Genomic DNA, 16,724 nt, shown 5'->3' with positions numbered 1-16,724 from the left:
GCGGCGTCAGCTCCTCTCCGCCGTGCCACGGCCCTGCGAGGACGTGGGGGGCAGGGGGTCGGTGCGGGAGACCTGGGTCTCCGGGTAGGCCTCGCGGCCGGGGGCCGTGGGCGGTGCGGGGACCTCGTCGACCCGTTCGGCCGCCTCGATCCGGGCGGCGCAGACCTTGTACTCGGGGATCTTCGAGCGGGGGTCGAGGGCGTCGATGGTCAAGGCGTTCGCGGCCGCCGGGACGGGCCAGTGGTAGGGGATGAAGACGGTGTCGGGGCGGATGGCCTCCGTGACCAGGGCCGGGAAGACCTCGCTGCCGCGTCGGGTGACCACCCGGACGGGGTCGCCGGCGCGGAATCCGTGGGAGGGGTGCACCTCCACCCACGGGCGCGGGGTCTGTTCGACGAGGGCGCCCAGCCGGCGGGTCTGGTTGCCGGACAGGAAGTGCGCGACGGTGCGGCCGGTGGTGAGGGAGAGCGGGAACTCCTCGGTGTAGGCGTCCATGGGCGGGTGCCATTCGACGACCTGCATGTGGATCTTGCCGTCGGGGTGGTAGGTCTTGCCGCCCTCGAACAGCCGGGGCGTGCCGGGGTGCTCGGTGGACGGGCAGGGCCAGGCGATGCCCCCGGTCGCTTCGAGCCGCTCGTAGGTGATGCCGTAGTAGTCGTTGACGGTGCCGGCGGAGGCGATGCGGAGTTCCTCGAACACCTCCCGGGAGCCGGGGAAGTCGAACTTGTCGCCGACGCCGAGGCGTCTGGCCAGTTCGCACATGACCCAGGTGTCGGTCCGCACCCCGGCGGGTGGCTCCTGTGCCTTGTTGTGCTTGACCACCCGGGCTTCGGTGTTGGCCATGACGCCCTCGTCCTCGGCCCAGACGGTGACCGGGAAGACCACGTGTGCGTTGGCGGCGGTCTCGGAGAGGAAGAAGTCGAACTGCGCGTGGAAGTCGAGGGTGTCGTAGCCGTGCTTGACCGCCCCGTAGTTGGGGAGTGAGACGAACGGGTTGTTGCAGATGCCGATCAGGCCGCGGATCTCCTGCCGCTGTATCTGCCAGACCATTTCCATCATCGAGGTGCCGGCGGGCGGGAGGTCGGCCTCGTCGATGCCCCAGATCCGGCAGATCTGGCGGCGGTGCTCCTCGTTCATGATGGAACGGCCGCCGGGCAGGAGGTCCGCCTTCTGGCCGTGTTCGCGGCCGCCCTGGCCGTTGCCCTGGCCGGTGATGGTGCCGTAGCCGGCTCCCGGTTTGCCGAGGTTGCCGGTGGCCACGCACATGTTGATGACGGACAGGCAGTTCTCGACGCCCTGTGAGTGGTGTTCGATGCCGCGGGCGTGGAAGGCCATCGCCTTGTCCGCGCCGGCGAACATGCGGGCGACCTGGACGATCTGGGATGCGGGGATTCCGCAGATCTCGGCGGACCGGGCGGGCGGGTATTCCTGGACGGTCTTCCTGACCTCGTCCCAGCCGGTGGTGTGGGCGGCGAGGTACGCCTCGTCGGCGAGGCCCTCGGCGACGATCACATGGAGCACGGCGTTGAAGAAGGCGGAGTCGGTGCCGGGTTTGATGGGGACGTGGACGTCGGCGGTGCGGGCGATGGCCGTCTCGCGCGGGTCGATGACGATCAGTGACGCGCCCCGGTCGCGGGCGCCCCAGAGGTACTGGGTCATCACCGGGAAGCACTCCCCCACGTTCGACCCGGCGATCAGCAGGCAGTCGGTGAGGAGGATGTCGGAGAAGGGGTTGGCGGCGCGGTCGATGCCGAAGGCGAGCTTGTTGGCGCCTGCCGCGCTGACCATGCAGAGGCGGCCGTTGTAGTCGACGTGGCGGGTCTTGAGGGCGACCCGGCCGAACTTGCCGACGAGGTAGGTCTTCTCGGAGTAGAGGCTGGCGCCGCCGAGCAGTCCGAAGGCGTCGTTGCCGTGGGCGGCCTGGATGCGCCGGATCTCGGAGACGGTGAAGTCGAGGGCCTCGTCCCAGGAGACTTCCCTGAACTCCTCGTCGCGGGAGCGGCGCATCAGGGGCGCGGTCAGCCGGTCGGGGTGATTGACCTGCTGGTAGGCGTTGATGCCTTTGGGGCACAGCCGCATGCGGTTGATGTCGTGGTTGCGGGGTTCGACGCCGAAGACCTTGCCGCCTTTGTCGACACGGAGGTACATGCCGCACTGCACGCCGCAGAAGCAGCAGTGGGTGGGGACGAGGGTCTCGCCGTTCTGGTCGGCATGCCACCGGTCGGCGGGGATGCCGCCGGCGTCGCGGAAGTTGCGGGTGCCGGGCGGGGCGATGGACGGGTCGAGGGGCAGGGGTGCCGGCGTGGCGGGGTCCGTCGCGGTCACTTGAAGCCCTTCTTGACGTGGGTCAGGTAGGCGTTGCCGCGCAGGGCCCGCTTGCAGCGGGGGCAGTATTCGGCGAAGGCGTTGAAGTCGAGCCTGAGGTCCTGCATCGTGCCGCGCAGGTTCTCCACGTACGGGGTGGTGTCGATGGGTTCGCCGCAGCGCTTGCAGGCGAAGATCTCCTCGTCCTGGCGGGCGGTGTACTTGAAGAGCTGCATGCCGACCGCCGCCGGCCGCTGGACGATGTGGAAGAACTTCCCGAACGGGATGTAGATGAGGGTGAAGACCACCGAGACCATGTGCAGGATCGCCAGGAACTCGTAGCCGCCGCCGTGCAGGAAGATCGACGAGAAGGTGAGCAGCAGCCCGGTCACCGAGATCACGATCAGGCAGATCAGCGGGAGCAGGTCGTAGGCGAAGCGCTGGCCGGTGATGGCGCCGCGGTCCTTCATGCGGCGCCACAGGAAGTACGAGGCTCCGGGGATGACGAGGACGGCGGCGATGTCCAGGCCGTGGAACATCAGCCAGCCCAGGATGTCGAGCGAGTTGAAGCCGAGGACTTTGAAGCCCCAGATCCGCATCTCGTAGCCGGGTCCGGAGCCGCTGCCGGAGGTGAACGTGAACCAGCCCCAGGTGAGTGGGAAGGTGATCGCGGCGGCCAGCAGGCATCCCCAGAAGATCAGCTGGTGGGCGGCCCAGCGGGCGCGTGAGCGGGCGCCGAGGAACTTCTGGAAGCCGAGGTAGGTGGCGATCATCTTCGGCAGGGCGGTGGGCGCCTTCTTGAAGTTGGCGGCCGAGAAGAAGCTGCCGAAGCCCTTCTTGAAGAGGCGGCGCGCGCCGGGTGCGGACACCCAGACCGTGTACCGGTAGGCCACGCCGAAGGCCAGGAAGACCGTGGCGACGGCGTACGGGAGCAGGGCGGAGTCGAAGTCCCGCAGAAGGCGGCTGCCCAGCACGATCGCGGCGATGAGCAGGAGGGAGACTGTGGCGCCGGCCGCGGTGGCCCGTGCGGTGACGGACCGCCCGGCCTGTGGCGGGGTCTCGGGCGGCCCGGAGGGTGGGTCTGCGGCGAGTACTTCTGTGGGCTCGGACACAGCACCACGCTAGGTGGTCTATGCCGATTCAGCCCGTTATCTGGAGCTTATGGTTGGTCCGGACGGGTCATACGGCTTTCAGTCCGTGCGCCTCGAAGACGGCCTTGGCCTCGGCCACCTGCGCGGCGGTGGGCGACGGCGTGTCGTGCAGGGTGAAGGGCATGTCCAGGGCTTCCCACTTGCTCTCGCCGAGCTTGTGGAAGGGCAGTACGTCGACCCGCGAGATGTTCCCGAGGCCGCCGGCGAAGGCGGCGACCCCTTCGACGTTCTCGCGCGCGTCGGTGAGCCCGGGCACGAGCACGAACCGCAGGTGCACTTCCTTGCCGAGATCCGCGAGGCGGCGCGCGAAGTCCAGGGTGGGCTCCAGCGGCCGGCCGGTGACCTTCTTGTAGGTGTCCCGGTCCCAGGACTTGATGTCGAGCAGTACAAGGTCCACGTCGCGCAGCAGCGCGTCGGTGGCCCGGGATCCGAGGAAGGCCGAGGTGTCGAGGGCCGTGTGCAGGCCCAGGTCGTTCTTCATGCGGTGCAGGAGCTCGCCTGCGAAGACGGGCTGGAGCAGCGGTTCACCGCCTGAGACGGTGGCGCCGCCGCCCGAGGCGGAGATGAACCGGGTGTACTTGCGGGCTTCGGCGATGACGGCGTCGGCCGAGGTGCGCCGACCGTTGCGCATCCGCATGGTGTCGGGGTTGTGGCAGTACAGGCAGGTCAGCGGGCAGCCGGCGAGGAAGGTCACGAACCGGGTGCCGGGGCCGTCTACTCCGGTGGACAGGTCCCAGGAATGCACCGAGCCCTCGCTCGGCCGCTGCGTCGCGGCGGCGGCCAGGGTCTGCGCGGGGGTGGCCGGGGGCTGCGCAGCGGCGGCCGGGGGGCGGGTGGCGCCGACGACGGCGGCGTTCTCGGGGCCGACGGGGAGGCTCGTACCGAAGTAGACGGTCACGGCAGGTGCTCCAGTCGCGTTCCGGTGTTCCGGTGTTCCGGTGTTCCGGTGGGAACGCGCGGCTCGGGTTCGGGGTGAGGGCCCGGCCCCGGGCCGCGCGGTCTGCGGACGGCGCTACAGCGCACCGTGGAAGGTGCGGTTCAGCACGTCGAGCTGCTGAGCCCGTGTGAGCCGCACGAAGTTCACCGCGTAGCCGCTGACGCGGATGGTCAGCTGCGGGTACTTCTCCGGGTGCTCCATGGCGTCCATGAGGGTGTCGCGGTTCAGGACGTTGACGTTCATGTGGAAGCCGTCGACGGCCATGTAGCCGTCGAGCACACCGGCCAGGTTCCTGATCCGCTCCTCGGGGGTGCGGCCGAGGCCGTCGGGGGTGACGGTGTTGGTCAGCGAGATGCCGTCTTCGGCGTCCTCGTACGGGAGCTTGGCGACGGACAGGGCCGAGGTGACGTAGCCGTGGGTGTCGCGGCCGTTCATCGGATTGGCGCCGGGGGAGAAGGGTTCGCCGGCCCGGCGTCCGTCCGGGGTGTTGCCGGTCTTCTTGCCGTAGACCACGTTCGAGGTGATCGTCAGCACGGACTGGGTGTGCTCGGCACCCCGGTACGTCTCGTGCTTGCGGATCTTCCTCATGAACTCCTCGACGAGCCAGACGGCGATCTCGTCGACGCGGTCGTCGTTGTTGCCGTACGCCGGGAACTCGCCCTCGATGGCGTAGTCGGTGGCAAGGCCGCTCTCGTCGCGCAGCGCGGTGACCTTGGCGTGCTTGATGGCGGACAGCGAGTCGGCGGCGACGGACAGGCCGGCGATGCCACAGGCCATGGTGCGGCGCACGTCGCGGTCGTGCAGTGCCATTTCGAGCCGCTCGTAGGCGTACCGGTCGTGCATGTAGTGGATGACGTTGAGGGCGTGGACGTAGGTCTCGGCGAGCCATTCCATCTGCTCGTCGAACTTGGCCATGACCTCGTCGTAGTCGAGGACGTCGGAGGCCGGCAGGCCGGTCCGCGGTCCGACCTGGGCGCCGGACTTCTCGTCCCGGCCGCCGTTGATCGCGTAGAGGAGGGTCTTGGCGACGTTGACGCGGGCGCCGAAGAACTGCATCTGCTTGCCCACCGGCATGGCCGAGACGCAGCAGGCGATGGCGGTGTCGTCGCCGAAGCGCGGGCGCATCAGCTCGTCGGATTCGTACTGCACCGAGGAGGTGTCGATGGAGACGCGGGCACAGAACTCCTTGAACCCCTGCGGCAGCCGCGAGGACCAGAAGACCGTCATGTTCGGCTCGGGGGCCGGGCCGAGGTTGTAGAGGGTCTGGAGGTAGCGGAAGGAGGTCTTGCTGACGAGTGGGCGGCCGTCCTCTCCCATGCCGGCGATGGACTCGGTGACCCAGGTCGGGTCGCCGGAGAACAGCTCGTCGTATTCGGGGGTCCGCAGGAAGCGGACGATGCGCAGCTTGATGATGAAGTCGTCGACGAGCTCCTGCGCCTGTTCTTCGGTGAGGAGGCCGGCGGCGATGTCACGCTGAAGATATATATCGACAAAGGTGGAGGTGCGGCCCAGCGACATGGCCGCGCCGTTCTGCTCCTTCACGGCGCCGAGGTATGCGAAGTACATCCACTGGATGGCTTCGCGGCCGGTGGCGGCGGGTCGGGAGATGTCGTAGCCGTAGGAGGCGGCCATCGCCTTGAGCTCGGACAGCGCGCGCATCTGCTCGGCGAGTTCCTCGCGCAGACGGATCGTCTCCTCCAGCGAGCGGTTGCCGGCGGGGAGGGAGTTCAGTTCCTCCTTCTCGTCCTTCTTGAAGGCGATCAGGCGGTCCACTCCGTAGAGGGCCACGCGGCGGTAGTCGCCGATGATGCGGCCGCGGCCGTACGCGTCCGGGAGGCCGGTCACGACGCCGGCCTTGCGGGCGGCGCGGATCTCGGGGGTGTAGGCGTCGAAGACGCCGGCGTTGTGGGTCTTGCGGTATTCGGTGAAGACCTTCTCCAGCTCCTCGGCGACCGGGTAGCCATAGGTCTCCAGGGCGCCGGCGACCATCCGCCAGCCGCCGTACGGCATGATCGCGCGCTTGAGCGGGGCGTCGGTCTGGAGGCCGACGATCAGGTCCTTGTCGCGGTCGATGTAGCCGGGGGCGTGTGCGGTGATCGACGACGGGATGTCGTGCGCGACGTCGTAGACGCCCTTCTCGCGCTCCTCCGGGAACTTGTCGGTGATCGCCTTCCACACGGCGATGGTGCGCTCGGTGGGGCCGGCGAGGAAGGAGTCGTCGCCTTCGTACGGCGTGTAGTTCTGCTGGATGAAGTCGCGGACGTCGATGGCGTCGCGCCACAGGCCGCCCTTGAAGCCCTCCCAGGCCTCGCCGTTCTTCGTGATCTCCACAGGGGCGGCAGTCATCACCGGCACCTTCTCCGAGTCGCCTCATTGCTTGTGTCCATTCCACGCCTTTTGATCGATCATTTGGTGCCGCGATGGTCCTGAGCTCAGGCCCGAAAGTCCCCCGACCGCCGGGACTTGGCCACCACCACCGCCTTTGAACTGCGATTTTCCGTGGGACCAAAGTCCATAGTGCGCTTGTGAATGCATTCACAAGATTTTGGGACGGGGCTGGAAAGTCGGAAGAACTGCATTTTGGCGGCGCCTGTGGATAGTGCGGCGCACGTCTTGAGCGACCCCGGCAGCATGAAGGAAGTCAGAGCGAGAACAGAGGCGGAGAGGAGCGGCAGCATGATGGCGAAGAACCAGGGGTGGACCTGCGCAATGCCGGGGCAGGACGGCCCGGACGGCCCGAAGACTTCGATGACGGCGATCCGGCCGAGGAGCAGGAGGAGGAAGAGGAAGGCGTACGCGGGCCAGCGCGCCGGCGGCGGAGGGGCCCCGGGGGCGGGGGTCTCGGCCTCCCCCGCGGTCGGCCGGAGTGTGTGCCCGGCGTCCTGGCCGAGCCCCTCGCGGTCCCCCGCCTGGACGGCGGCCGCGGCCAGGAGCCCCGGCGGGGCCATCGGTACCGCCCCGGCCGCGGGGCGGTGCGGGTGCCGGCCGCCACCGTCGTCCGGCCCGGTCGCGGCGGCCATGCCGGTGGAAACGGGGGACTCGGTAATACCGCAGCCTGCTGTGGTGGGGGGAGGGTGATGGGCCGCTCGGCCCGGACGGCGCCCTCCGGGGCCACGTCGTGGATGACGGGCGGAGGTGGTGAGCGGCGGATGGCATGAGGCGGACCCGACACCGAGGGCGAAGGCCCTCGCGGTGACGGACCAGGGGCGGCCGAACAGCCGGCGCACTCCGGGCCCGCCCCCGGCGACCCCATCTGGCGTGGCCGAGTGTCGGGGGCCGAGGACCGGGCCGGGGCCGGGGCCGGGCCGAGGCCGGGGCCGGGGCCCGAGCCAGGGCCGGAACGCGGGCCGGGGCCGGGCACGGGCCCGGAGCCCGAGCCGAGGCCGGAGCGGGGGCCGGCGCCGGGCCGGAGCGGGGGTCGGCGCTGGAGCCGGGGCGGGGGCCGGCGTCGGGGCCTGGGCCGGGGCGCGGGCCGGCGCGGGGACTCGGCGCTGGCGTCGGGGGGCTGGTGTTTGGGGATCAGGGCCCTGGCCCGTCCCCGCGCTGCTACATCGGACCCGGCGCCGGGCCCGAGGGCAGGGCCCCGAGGTCAGGAGGCGGGGCCGAGTCCCGGGCCCCGGTCCTGGGCCCCAGGCCCGGGTCTGGGCGCCGCAGCCACCTGCCCCGGGCTCGGGGTGGGTGGCTGCGGGGCCGGGGCTTTGGGTGGGGGCCGGGCGGGGGTGCCGCGGCGCCCGAGGTGGGTCAGCTGGGGGCTTCCGCGTTCTTGCGGGCGTAGAACCACCAGGTCACGGCCACGCAGCTGGCGTAGAAGGCGACGAAGCCCCACATCGCGCTGGTCACCGAGAAGTTGGCGAACATCGCCGGGATGAAGAAGAAGCCGTAGGCGGCGATGGCGGCGGTGAAGCCCGTCACCGCGCCGGACTCGATCTCCGCCTGCTTCAGGGCGGCCGAGTACTGCGGTGTGCCCTCCGTCAGGCCCTTCAGGTGCTGCGCCCGGAAGATGACCGGGATCTGCCGGAAGGTCGAGCCGTTGCCGATGCCCGAGAAGAAGAAGGCGGCCAGGAAGCAGAGGAAGAAGCCGTGGAACGAACCATGGTCAGAGCCCGCAGGCAGGAAGGTGATCACGCCGATGATCGAGGCGCCCATGCCCACGAAGGAAAGGATCGTCACCCGGGCGCCGCCCAGCTTGTCGGCGATCCAGCCGCCCGCCCAGCGGGCCAGTGCGCCCAGGGCCGGGCCCATCCAGGCGTAGGTGGCCACCGAGTAGGCGGGGAAGGTGGTCTTGATGAGCAGCGGCAGGGCCGCGGCGAAGCCGATGAAGGAGCCGAACGTTCCGACGTAGAGCCAGGTCATCAGCCAGTTGTGCTTGCGCCTGAAGATGATCTTCTGCTGGCTGAAGGGGGTGGAGGCGACCTTGAGGTCGTTCTGCCCGAACCAGGCGACCGCCGCGAGCACGAGCAGCACCGGGATCCAGACGAAGGCGGCGTTCTGGAGGTAGATCTCCGAACCGTCGGCCTTCTTCTGGCCCGCCCCGATGGCCAGGACGGAGGAGGTGATCAGGATGGGGGTGAGCAGCTGGACCACGGAGACGCCGAGGTTGCCGAGGCCTCCGTTGATACCGGTGGCGTTGCCCTTCTCCTGCTTCGGGTAGAAGAAGCCGATGTTGGCGAGGGAGGAGGAGAAGTTCGCGCCGCCGATTCCGCAGAGGGCGGCGATGGCGACCATGGTGGTGTAGGAGGTGTCCGGGTTCTGCACGGCGAAGCCGAGCCACAGCAGCGGGACGACCAGGACCGCCGTGGAGAGGGCGGTGAAGCGGCGCTGTCCCACCATCGGGCCGAGGAAGGTGTAGAGGATCCGGGCGGTGCCGCCGGTGATGCCGGGGACGGCCGTCAGCCAGAAGAGCTGCGACTGGGAGAAGCCGAACCCGACGTCCTTCAGGTTGGTCGCCGTGATGCTCCACACCTGCCAGGCCACGAAGGCCACGAGCAGGGCCGGGACCGCGATCCACAGGTTCCTGGTGGCGACCTTCTTCCCGTTGGAGTGCCAGAAGGCGGGATCCTCGGGCGTCCACTCCGTGATGGTGCGGCCCGGGCGGTACTGCGCCGGGTCGGCGAGGACCTGTGGCGCTTGCTGCGTGGCGGAACTCATGGCGTGGTCCTGAACATTGAGAAGGGTCCTGACCTATCCAGGCTCGGCTCCGGGGGGTGGGCCCCGGCAGGGGCGAACGTCGTGTGGGTGGCGGGACCTTGTCCCGCCGGTCGTGGTCCCTTCGGCTCGCGGCCGGACGGGGCGGGCCGGTACGAGTCCGCCCGGGGTACCCGGGGGCCGTCGGCCGCGCGCCTCGCCGGTCGGGGGGCCGGGCCCTGGTGTGCTGGGCGGTATGACGTACGTACCGATGACCGCCCGCAGCCGCGCCGAGGGGCACCGCACGGCGACCTCGCTGGAGCTGTTCTTCGACCTCTGCTTCGTCGTCGCGATCGCCCAGGCGGGGGCGCGGCTGGTGCACGCGTTGGCGGAGGGGCATCCGGGGTCCGGGGTGGTCGGCTATTTCTTCGTCTTCTTCGGGGTGTGGTGGGCGTGGATGAACTTCACCTGGTTCGCCTCCGCCTACGACTGCGACGACGTGCCGTACCGGATCGCGACGCTGGTGCAGATCGCCGGTGTGCTCGTCTACGCGGCGGGGGTGAGCCGGGCCTTCGACGACAACGACTGGACGGTGGCGGTCATCGGCTACCTGATCATGAGGGTGGCGCTGACGGCGCAGTGGTTGCGCGCGGCGGCCGGGGAGAGCGGTGCGGCGCGTTCGGCGGCGTTGAAGTACGCGGTGGGGCTGGTGCTCTGTCAGGCGGGCTGGGTGGGGCTGCTGTTCGCTCCGGATGCTTCGAAGCGCTGGCTGTTCCTGGTGCTGGTGGTGGCCGAGCTGATGGTCCCGGTGCTGGCCGAGCGGGGGCACCAGACGGCCTGGCACGCCCATCACATCGTGGAGCGGTACGGCCTGTTCACCATCATCGTGCTGGGCGAGACCATCGCGGCGAGCACGGTGGCGGTGAAGTCGGCGATCGACGAGCACGAGGCGCTGGACGTGCTGCTGCCCATCGCGGGGGGCGGGCTGCTGATCGTCTTCGCCGCGTGGTGGATCTACTTCGCGGTGCCGATGCACGAGCGGCTGAACTCCAACCGGGAGGCGATCCCGTGGGGCTACGGCCATCTGCTGATCTTCGCGTCGGGTGCGGCGATCGGCGCGGGCATCGAGGTCGCGGTGGAGCACGCGGTGGGGAAGGCCCACATCTCGCAGGTCGCCGCGAACGCGGCCGTGACCGTCCCGTCGGCGCTGTTCCTGCTGATGGTGTGGTTGCTGCACTCGCGCCACTTCAAGCGCGGCGCGGCCCAGCAGCTGGTGCTGCCGGTGTCCGCGCTGGCCCTGCTCGCCTGCACCTGGGCGGGGTCGTACGCGGTCCTGTACGCGGGCCTGGTCGCGACGGCCGCGGTGGTGGTCGGCATGACCCTGTCCGTCCGCGGCGGGCACCCCGGGCGTGCCGGGGCCGAAGTCTGAGGTTCCGGCCGTCACCCCCACACCCCCGAACGCGTTCAGCAGCTCAGCGGAACGGCTACAGGAAGAGACAGCCCCCATGACACTCCCCCCGCAACGGCACGGCTCCGGCACCGACCCCGGAGGGGAACTGGCCGAGCCGGGCTTCTGGCAGCGGCCCCCCGACCAGCGGCTCGCGGCCTTCGCCCGGCTGCGTGCGCTGGACTCCCCGGTGTTCGTCCCCGAGGGGGGCGGTCACTGGGCCCTCGTCCGCCATGCCGACGTGCAGGAGGCGAGCCGGCTGCCGAAGGTCTTCGCGAGCGCTCCCGGAGTCACGACGCCGGAGCCGGCCCGGTGGGTGCGGGCGCTGTTCGGGGACTCGATGGTCAACCTGGACGGCCCGGACCACGCGCAGCTGCGGAAGATCGTGCAGCGGGCGTTCACGCCGCGGCTGCTGGCGGCGGCCGAGGAGGACATCCACGCGGTGGCGGCCCGGATCGTGGACGACGTGCTGGCCGAGGGGCCGGAGGAGTTCGTCTCGGCGGTGTCCTCCCGGCTGCCGCTGGAGGTCATCTGCAACATGATGGGGATCCCGGAGCACTACCGTGCGGAGATCGCGGACCGGGTCAACCACGCCTCCGAGAACATCGGCGTGGAGCGCGGGCTGGCGGCACGGCTGCGGATGCCCGGCCGGGGGCTGCGGGCCCTGGCCCGGATGCAGCGGATGGTCGCGGGCATCGGGCGGGAGCGGCGCAAGAACCCGACCGACGACCTGATCTCGGCCCTCGTGTGCGCGAACGTGGACGGCCAGGCGCTCGGTGCCCGCCAGCTGGGCGCCTTCTTCAGCCTGTTGATGGTGGCGGGGGTGGAGACCACCCGCAACGCCATCAGTCACGGGCTGACCCTGCTGACGGACTTCCCGGAGCAACGGGACCTGCTGCTGTCGGACTTCGAGAAGTACGCGGACGGCGCGGTGGACGAGATGATCCGGCACTCGACGCCGATCATCCAGTTCCGCCGGACGGTCACCGCCGAACACACCCTGGGCGGGCATCTGTTCCGGCCCGGGGACAAGGTGGTGCTGTACTACGCGTCGGCCAACCGTGACGAGGCGGTCTTCCCCGATCCGGACGCGTTCGACATCACCCGCTCGCCCAATCCGCACTTGGGGTTCGGGGGCGGCGGACCGCACTTCTGCCTGGGCGCCCATCTGGCCCGGGTGGAGATGAAGGCGCTCTTCCGTGAGCTGCTCACCCGTCCGGTGGGCCTGCGCGCGGTGGGCCTGCCCGACCTGGCGGGCTCGAACTTCGACAACCGGGTCCGCTCGCTGCGGTTCGCCTTCGAACGGCCCTGACGCGCAGGGGCCGGCCGCCGGGCAGGCTGGGAGCCCGGCGGCCGGAGCACGGCGGCCGCCGCAGGCGCGGCGGCGGCTGCCGCGAACAGGGGCGCCCCCTGGCTAGCGCTGCAGGGTCTGCACGGCGACGATGCAGTGGGCGCTGCTGGTCAGCACGCCCTCGTCGCCGGCGAAGGCCTGGAGGAGCTCCGCGCTCACCGGCTTGCCGGGGACGGCCTCGGGCCAGGCGCGCGTGGCGAACAGGAAGTAGGCCTGGCCGCTCTCGGTGGCCGCCGCGACCCACTCGTCGGGGGCGGTGCAGGTGGCGTTCAGTCCGGGCAGGGTCAGTGCGATCTGGTTGTCCGCGAGGACGATCTTCACGTCGAACTTCTGCGGCTTGTCTGTCCCGTTCACCACGTCGCCGATGCCGAGGCCCATCTCCTCCAGCAGCCCGCGGGCGGCCGCCTCGCCCGCCTCCCGGCCCTGCGGCCCGTCACCGAGCGTGTAGGCGAGCAGGTACGGGATGTCGTGGCCCTCGGCGGGGTCGCCGATCCAGGCGAGCACGGAAAGGGTGCCGAGCCGGCTGCGGTCGATTTCGGCTTGCGTAGAAGTCATGCGCGCACCTTAGTGCTCCGGCGCCGGGCCCTTTCACGGCCTTTCACCCGCGCGGGCTAGACCGACCAGAATCCCCCTCCGGAATTCGCCTGCATGTTCGCGTCCTGGTACTGGAGCCGCACGATCCTCTGGTTTTCCGGAATTTCGAACACGACCCAGCCCTCTGCCCGCTCGCCGACCGCGAGGGAATCGAAGACGAGTGGTTTGCCGGTCGTCAGTTCACCGGTGCGCACCACCGGGTGGCGCTTGCCCGCGCCGTCGTACGCCCACATGCGCCCGAGTGCCCCGTACGAGGCCCCGCCGACGTTGACGAACGACATCGAGGCGGCCACCCAGCGCTTGCCGGCGGGCGGCTGGTAGTTCGGTTCGACGCTGACCGCGGGGTCCACGAACGCGGCCAGCACCACCTGGAGGTGGCGGCCCACCTCGTGTCCTTGCACCCGTACGGAGTCACCCACATGGGCGTCCTTCGCCGCACCGGGCACCGCCCCCGCCCGGTCCTGGGCGGCGGGGTCCTCGTCGGCGCCGGGCGCCCCGTCGTCGACCGGGACGGCGGGTGCCGCGGCGGGGGCGAGCGCGGCGCCCTCGGGGGCGCTCTGGCAGGCGGTGGCGGTGAACAGCAGGAAGGGCATCAGGGCGGCGGCGGCGAGGGCGGAGAGCGAGGTGGAGAGCGAGGTGGAGACGGAAGCGGGCTGACGCATGCGGGAACCCCTTCGGGGATCTTCGGGGCGGGGAGTATTTCCGGCCAGTCTCACGCGCCCGAGCGGGGAATTGCACACACCGACACGAGCGCACGGAACGAGTCGCCCGCCAATTGCCAGCACAATGCGTTCCGGTGGAATCCCGCCACCCACACCCACCTGGAGGCAGAATGCGCACGCCCGCCCGCCGAATGGCCCTGGGGGCCTTCTCCGCCCTGGCCGCGACGACCCTGTTCACGGCTCCCGCCCACGCCACCGTTTTCAATCAGGGAATTTCCGTACAGTCGGAAGCTCACATCGCCGAGGACGGTTCCATCACCCTTTCCGGCACCTACCACTGCGAGGCCGCGTCACCCTCGGGGGCGGTTCAGATCAAGGCCACCGTCATCCAGGACGGCACCCGGCTGAGCATCGGCGCGGGCGGGGTCGTCTGCGACGGCGCCGAGCACGAGTGGGTGGCCGGCAGCCCGCTCACCGGAGGCATCCACCCGGGCGCCGCGAGGGCCGTGGCGGAACTCCAGGAGATCCACCTCTCGGGCCTGATGCCGCGCGCCATCGACACGGTCGCGCAGGACGACCGGGCCATCCAGGTCGTCGAACACCCGTAGGGAGCGCGGCCGCCGCGCGGGTGCGGTAGCCGCCGCTACCGGCACTCGGGCGCGACGCCCGTCATCGACATGAACGCGACCGTCTGGCATCCGGGGTCCGTGTGCGGACGCCCCGTCGTCCAGTCGACGACCGCCCGGCCCCCGGCCGCCAGCAGCAGTACCGCCAGGGCCGCCACGATCCCCGTGACCGCGCCCCTGGTCAGGCGGCGCACCATACCCCCGTCGGCAGCGGGGCGCCCGGGAAGAGCGGCGCATCCCGAAGAACCAGCATCCGTTCCATGGCGGCATCATCACCCCGCACCCCGCACCCCGCCACCCGGAGCGACCGTCCGGTCACACAGTGCTGCCGGCCGCATCAAGTCCCGGTCGCACCGAGCCCCCCGGTCACGGCGTGCCGCGCGGGGTGCCCCCGGCGTCGAACTCGCACCAGACGGCCTTCCCGTCGCCCCGGGACTCCACCCCCCAGTGCGTGGCCAGCGCGTCCACCAGCAGCAGCCCGCGCCCCGTGGTGGCCGCCTCGCCCGGGGTGCGCCGGCGCGGCCACACGCTGGAGCGGTCCTTGACCCACAGCCGGATCCGCCGCACCGGCTCGGGCAGCACCTCCATGGTCAGCACCGCCCCGCCTTCGGTGTGCAGCAGGGCGTTGACCAGCAGCTCCCCCGCCGCGAGCTCGACGTCGTCGGCGAGTTCGGCCATGCCCCAGTCGCGCAGGGCCTGCCGCAGGGCGTAGCGGGCCTCGGACAGCCCCTCGGGGTCGGCCTGGTGGACGTACTGGTGGATCCGCGGCGCCCGGTGGGTGCCGGGGTCCGGGGCGCGGCGCAGTACGAGCAGGGCCACGTCGTCGCCGGAGCCCCAGCGTTCCCAGAGCCGGTCCAGGAGGTGGTCCGCGAGGGCGCCGGCGCCCTGGGGGCCGCTGCGGACGGCGTGGGCGAGGGAGTCCATGCCGGCGGTGATGGCGGTGCCCGGTTCCTCCACGAGCCCGTCGGTGCACAGCACGAGCGTTTCGCCGGGCACCAGGTCGAGGCGGGTCTCGGGGAAGTCCTCCTGTTCGAAGACGGAGGCCAGGCCGAGGGGGAGGCCGCCGCGGACGTTGGGCCAGCCGGTTCGGCCGTCCGTGTGGCGGATCAGCGGGCCGAGGTGGCCGGCGCGGACGGCCCGTACGCCTCCGGTCTCCAGGTCGACCTGTGCGTACATGCAGGTGGCGAAGCGTTCGGTGTCGAGTTCGGCGAGGAAGCGGGAGGCCCGCGCGAGCACGGTGGAGGGCGGGTGGCCCTCGCCCGCGTAGGCGCGCAGGGCGATGCGCAGCTGGCCCATGATGGCGGCGGCGTGGGTGTCGTGGCCCTGTACGTCGCCCACGACGATGCCGACGCGGTCGCGGGGCAGGGCGATCACGTCGTACCAGTCGCCGCCGACCTCGCGCCCGCTCCAGGCGGCGTGGTAGCGGACGGCGATCTCCCCGCCGGTGATGTCGGGGATGCGGCGGGGCAGCATGGCGGCCTGGAGGCCGGTGGCGAACTCGCGTTCCTGGTCGAAGAGGAGCGCCCGCTGGAGGGACTGGGCGACGATGCCGGCCAGGCCCAGGCACAGGTTGCGTTCCTCGGGGCTGAACTCGGTGCGCCGGCGGTAGAAGAGCACGAGTCCGCCGATGGCCTTGGCCTGGGCGATCAGGGGGAGGTAGGCGGCCGCGTCGTAGTGGATGCGGCGCAGGTAGTCGGCGAGCAGCGGGAACTCGCCGGCGAGTTCGGTGAGCGAGGTGACGAACCGTGCCTGCCGGCTGAGGATGGCCTGGGAGAGCGGCAGCGAACCGTCCAGTCGGGTGAACTTCCGCTCGCTGAGGATCTCCAGGGTTTCCCCGCTGAGCGCGATGATCTTGATGGTGCCGTTCTCGACGAGGCCCAGCGCCAGCCCGTCCGCGCCGAGCCGCTCCAGCGCGCCCGCGCCGGTCAGGGCGGCCGTCACGTCGTCGACGGTCACCGCCCGCGACAGGGCCTCGGTGGTGCGCTGGACGATGGCGGCCTGCTGGGTGCGGGCGGTCTCCAGCTTCCGCAGCACCGTCGCGTGGGCGAGCTCGGCGGTGGCGTCCCGGACGATCCCGGCAATCCGCAGGGGCCGGCCGTCCTCGTCGCGCAGCACCCGGCCCGTGGTGTGGGTCCACTGGTCGCGGCCGTCCCGCCGGCGCACCGTGAAGTACGAGCCGTACGTCGACCCGCCGGCCTCCAGCACCCCGGCCACCGTGTCCGAGAGCCGCGCCGCGTCGTCGGGCGGGATCCGCGCGCCGAGGGCCTCGGGGGTGCGGTCGAACTCGGCCGGCTCCAGGTCGAAGACGGCCAGACCGGCCTCGTCCAGGCTGAGGGTGCCCGCGTCCAGGTCCCATTCGAAGCTGCCCATGCCGTTGAGCGCGAGCCGCTCCCCCGGGCCCGTCACCAGCCCTGGAGTGTCGCGTTCCGGTTCGTCGCGCTCCGCCGCTGCCACGAGAGACACACCACCTAACGGCCTGGCCAGCACGGCTGGGAGATGAGCCGCTCCCACTCCTCGTCAGGATGCCC

13 protein-coding genes are annotated in these 16,724 nt (G+C 71.0%); 3 read left to right on the top strand and 10 right to left on the bottom strand.

The annotated features are described in order from the left end of the window. Positions 1–6 precede the first annotated feature (6 nt). From ACZ518_RS27050 to ACZ518_RS27025, 6 genes are all read right to left on the bottom strand, one after another. Positions 7–2,325, bottom strand: coding sequence for a molybdopterin oxidoreductase family protein (locus tag ACZ518_RS27050; RefSeq protein ID WP_469115599.1), 2,319 nt, complete (start codon positions 2,323–2,325; stop codon positions 7–9). Next, positions 2,322–3,416 carry an MFS transporter gene (locus tag ACZ518_RS27045; protein ID WP_469115598.1) on the bottom strand — a complete coding sequence of 365 codons (1,095 nt, stop codon included), beginning with the start codon at positions 3,414–3,416 and terminating at the stop codon, positions 2,322–2,324. The genes ACZ518_RS27050 and ACZ518_RS27045 overlap by 4 nt, the downstream gene beginning before the upstream one ends. A gap of 67 nt (positions 3,417–3,483) precedes the next feature. Then, positions 3,484–4,353 (bottom strand): pyruvate formate-lyase-activating protein, encoded by an 870-nt coding sequence (gene pflA / locus ACZ518_RS27040; RefSeq protein ID WP_469115597.1) that lies wholly within the window; start codon positions 4,351–4,353, stop codon positions 3,484–3,486. A 114-nt stretch (positions 4,354–4,467) separates the two neighbouring features. Then, entirely contained in the window at positions 4,468–6,738 is a 2,271-nt protein-coding gene (gene pflB, locus ACZ518_RS27035) for a formate C-acetyltransferase (RefSeq protein ID WP_469115596.1), read from the bottom strand. An 86-nt stretch (positions 6,739–6,824) separates the two neighbouring features. Next, complete coding sequence (locus ACZ518_RS27030) at positions 6,825–7,412, bottom strand: hypothetical protein (RefSeq protein WP_469115595.1); 588 nt, start codon at positions 7,410–7,412, stop codon at positions 6,825–6,827. A 721-nt stretch (positions 7,413–8,133) separates the two neighbouring features. Then, entirely contained in the window at positions 8,134–9,540 is a 1,407-nt protein-coding gene (locus ACZ518_RS27025) for a NarK family nitrate/nitrite MFS transporter (protein WP_469115594.1), read from the bottom strand. A 232-nt stretch (positions 9,541–9,772) separates the two neighbouring features. Between ACZ518_RS27025 and ACZ518_RS27020 the strand changes: the two genes are divergently transcribed. Together ACZ518_RS27020 and ACZ518_RS27015 are read left to right on the top strand one after the other, a co-directional pair. Then, positions 9,773–10,945, top strand: a complete 1,173-nt coding sequence (locus ACZ518_RS27020) for a low temperature requirement protein A (RefSeq protein ID WP_469115593.1) — start codon at positions 9,773–9,775, stop codon at positions 10,943–10,945. A gap of 76 nt (positions 10,946–11,021) precedes the next feature. Next, positions 11,022–12,275, top strand: coding sequence for a cytochrome P450 (locus ACZ518_RS27015; protein WP_469115592.1), 1,254 nt, complete (start codon positions 11,022–11,024; stop codon positions 12,273–12,275). Positions 12,276–12,377: 102 nt separating this feature from the next. Here the strand turns inward: ACZ518_RS27015 and ACZ518_RS27010 are convergent, their stop codons facing one another. Together ACZ518_RS27010 and ACZ518_RS27005 are read right to left on the bottom strand one after the other, a co-directional pair. Continuing rightward, the gene (locus ACZ518_RS27010; protein WP_469115591.1) at positions 12,378–12,869 is read right to left on the bottom strand and encodes a DUF5949 family protein; all 492 of its coding nucleotides are present in this window, start codon (positions 12,867–12,869) and stop codon (positions 12,378–12,380) included. 56 nt (positions 12,870–12,925) lie between these two features. Further along, positions 12,926–13,570 carry a DUF4352 domain-containing protein gene (locus ACZ518_RS27005; RefSeq protein WP_469115590.1) on the bottom strand — a complete coding sequence of 215 codons (645 nt, stop codon included), beginning with the start codon at positions 13,568–13,570 and terminating at the stop codon, positions 12,926–12,928. Between the two features lie 170 nt (positions 13,571–13,740). On the opposite strand from ACZ518_RS27005, the gene ACZ518_RS27000 reads away from it, so the two are divergent. Next, positions 13,741–14,178, top strand: a complete 438-nt coding sequence (locus ACZ518_RS27000; protein WP_469115589.1) for a DUF6299 family protein — start codon at positions 13,741–13,743, stop codon at positions 14,176–14,178. 35 nt (positions 14,179–14,213) lie between these two features. On the opposite strand, the gene ACZ518_RS26995 is transcribed toward ACZ518_RS27000, so the two are convergent. Together ACZ518_RS26995 and ACZ518_RS26990 are read right to left on the bottom strand one after the other, a co-directional pair. Continuing rightward, a complete protein-coding gene (locus ACZ518_RS26995; RefSeq protein WP_469115588.1) occupies positions 14,214–14,393 on the bottom strand; it encodes a hypothetical protein in 180 nt (59 codons plus the stop codon). Positions 14,394–14,562: 169 nt separating this feature from the next. Beyond that, entirely contained in the window at positions 14,563–16,659 is a 2,097-nt protein-coding gene (locus tag ACZ518_RS26990; protein ID WP_469115587.1) for a SpoIIE family protein phosphatase, read from the bottom strand. Positions 16,660–16,724 lie beyond the last annotated feature (65 nt).

The sequence above is a fragment of the Streptomyces sp. NPDC033966 genome, from assembly GCF_055575955.1.
The sequence above is the reverse complement of the archived record's forward strand: the minus strand, read 5'-3'. Positions and strand labels throughout refer to the sequence as shown.

Excerpts from the sequence above, each read along its gene's own strand:
- ACZ518_RS27025 (WP_469115594.1), bottom strand. The coding sequence starts at position 9,540 with ATGAGTTCCGCCACGCAGCAAGCGCCACAGGTCCTCGCCGACCCGGCG.
- ACZ518_RS26995 (WP_469115588.1), bottom strand. The coding sequence starts at position 14,393 with ATGGTGCGCCGCCTGACCAGGGGCGCGGTCACGGGGATCGTGGCGGCC.
- ACZ518_RS27020 (WP_469115593.1), top strand. The coding sequence starts at position 9,773 with ATGACGTACGTACCGATGACCGCCCGCAGCCGCGCCGAGGGGCACCGC.
- ACZ518_RS27010 (WP_469115591.1), bottom strand. The coding sequence starts at position 12,869 with ATGACTTCTACGCAAGCCGAAATCGACCGCAGCCGGCTCGGCACCCTT.
- pflB (WP_469115596.1), bottom strand. The coding sequence starts at position 6,738 with ATGACTGCCGCCCCTGTGGAGATCACGAAGAACGGCGAGGCCTGGGAG.
- ACZ518_RS27030 (WP_469115595.1), bottom strand. The coding sequence starts at position 7,412 with ATGGCCGCCGCGACCGGGCCGGACGACGGTGGCGGCCGGCACCCGCAC.
- ACZ518_RS27015 (WP_469115592.1), top strand. The coding sequence starts at position 11,022 with ATGACACTCCCCCCGCAACGGCACGGCTCCGGCACCGACCCCGGAGGG.
- ACZ518_RS27005 (WP_469115590.1), bottom strand. The coding sequence starts at position 13,570 with ATGCGTCAGCCCGCTTCCGTCTCCACCTCGCTCTCCACCTCGCTCTCC.
- ACZ518_RS27000 (WP_469115589.1), top strand. The coding sequence starts at position 13,741 with ATGCGCACGCCCGCCCGCCGAATGGCCCTGGGGGCCTTCTCCGCCCTG.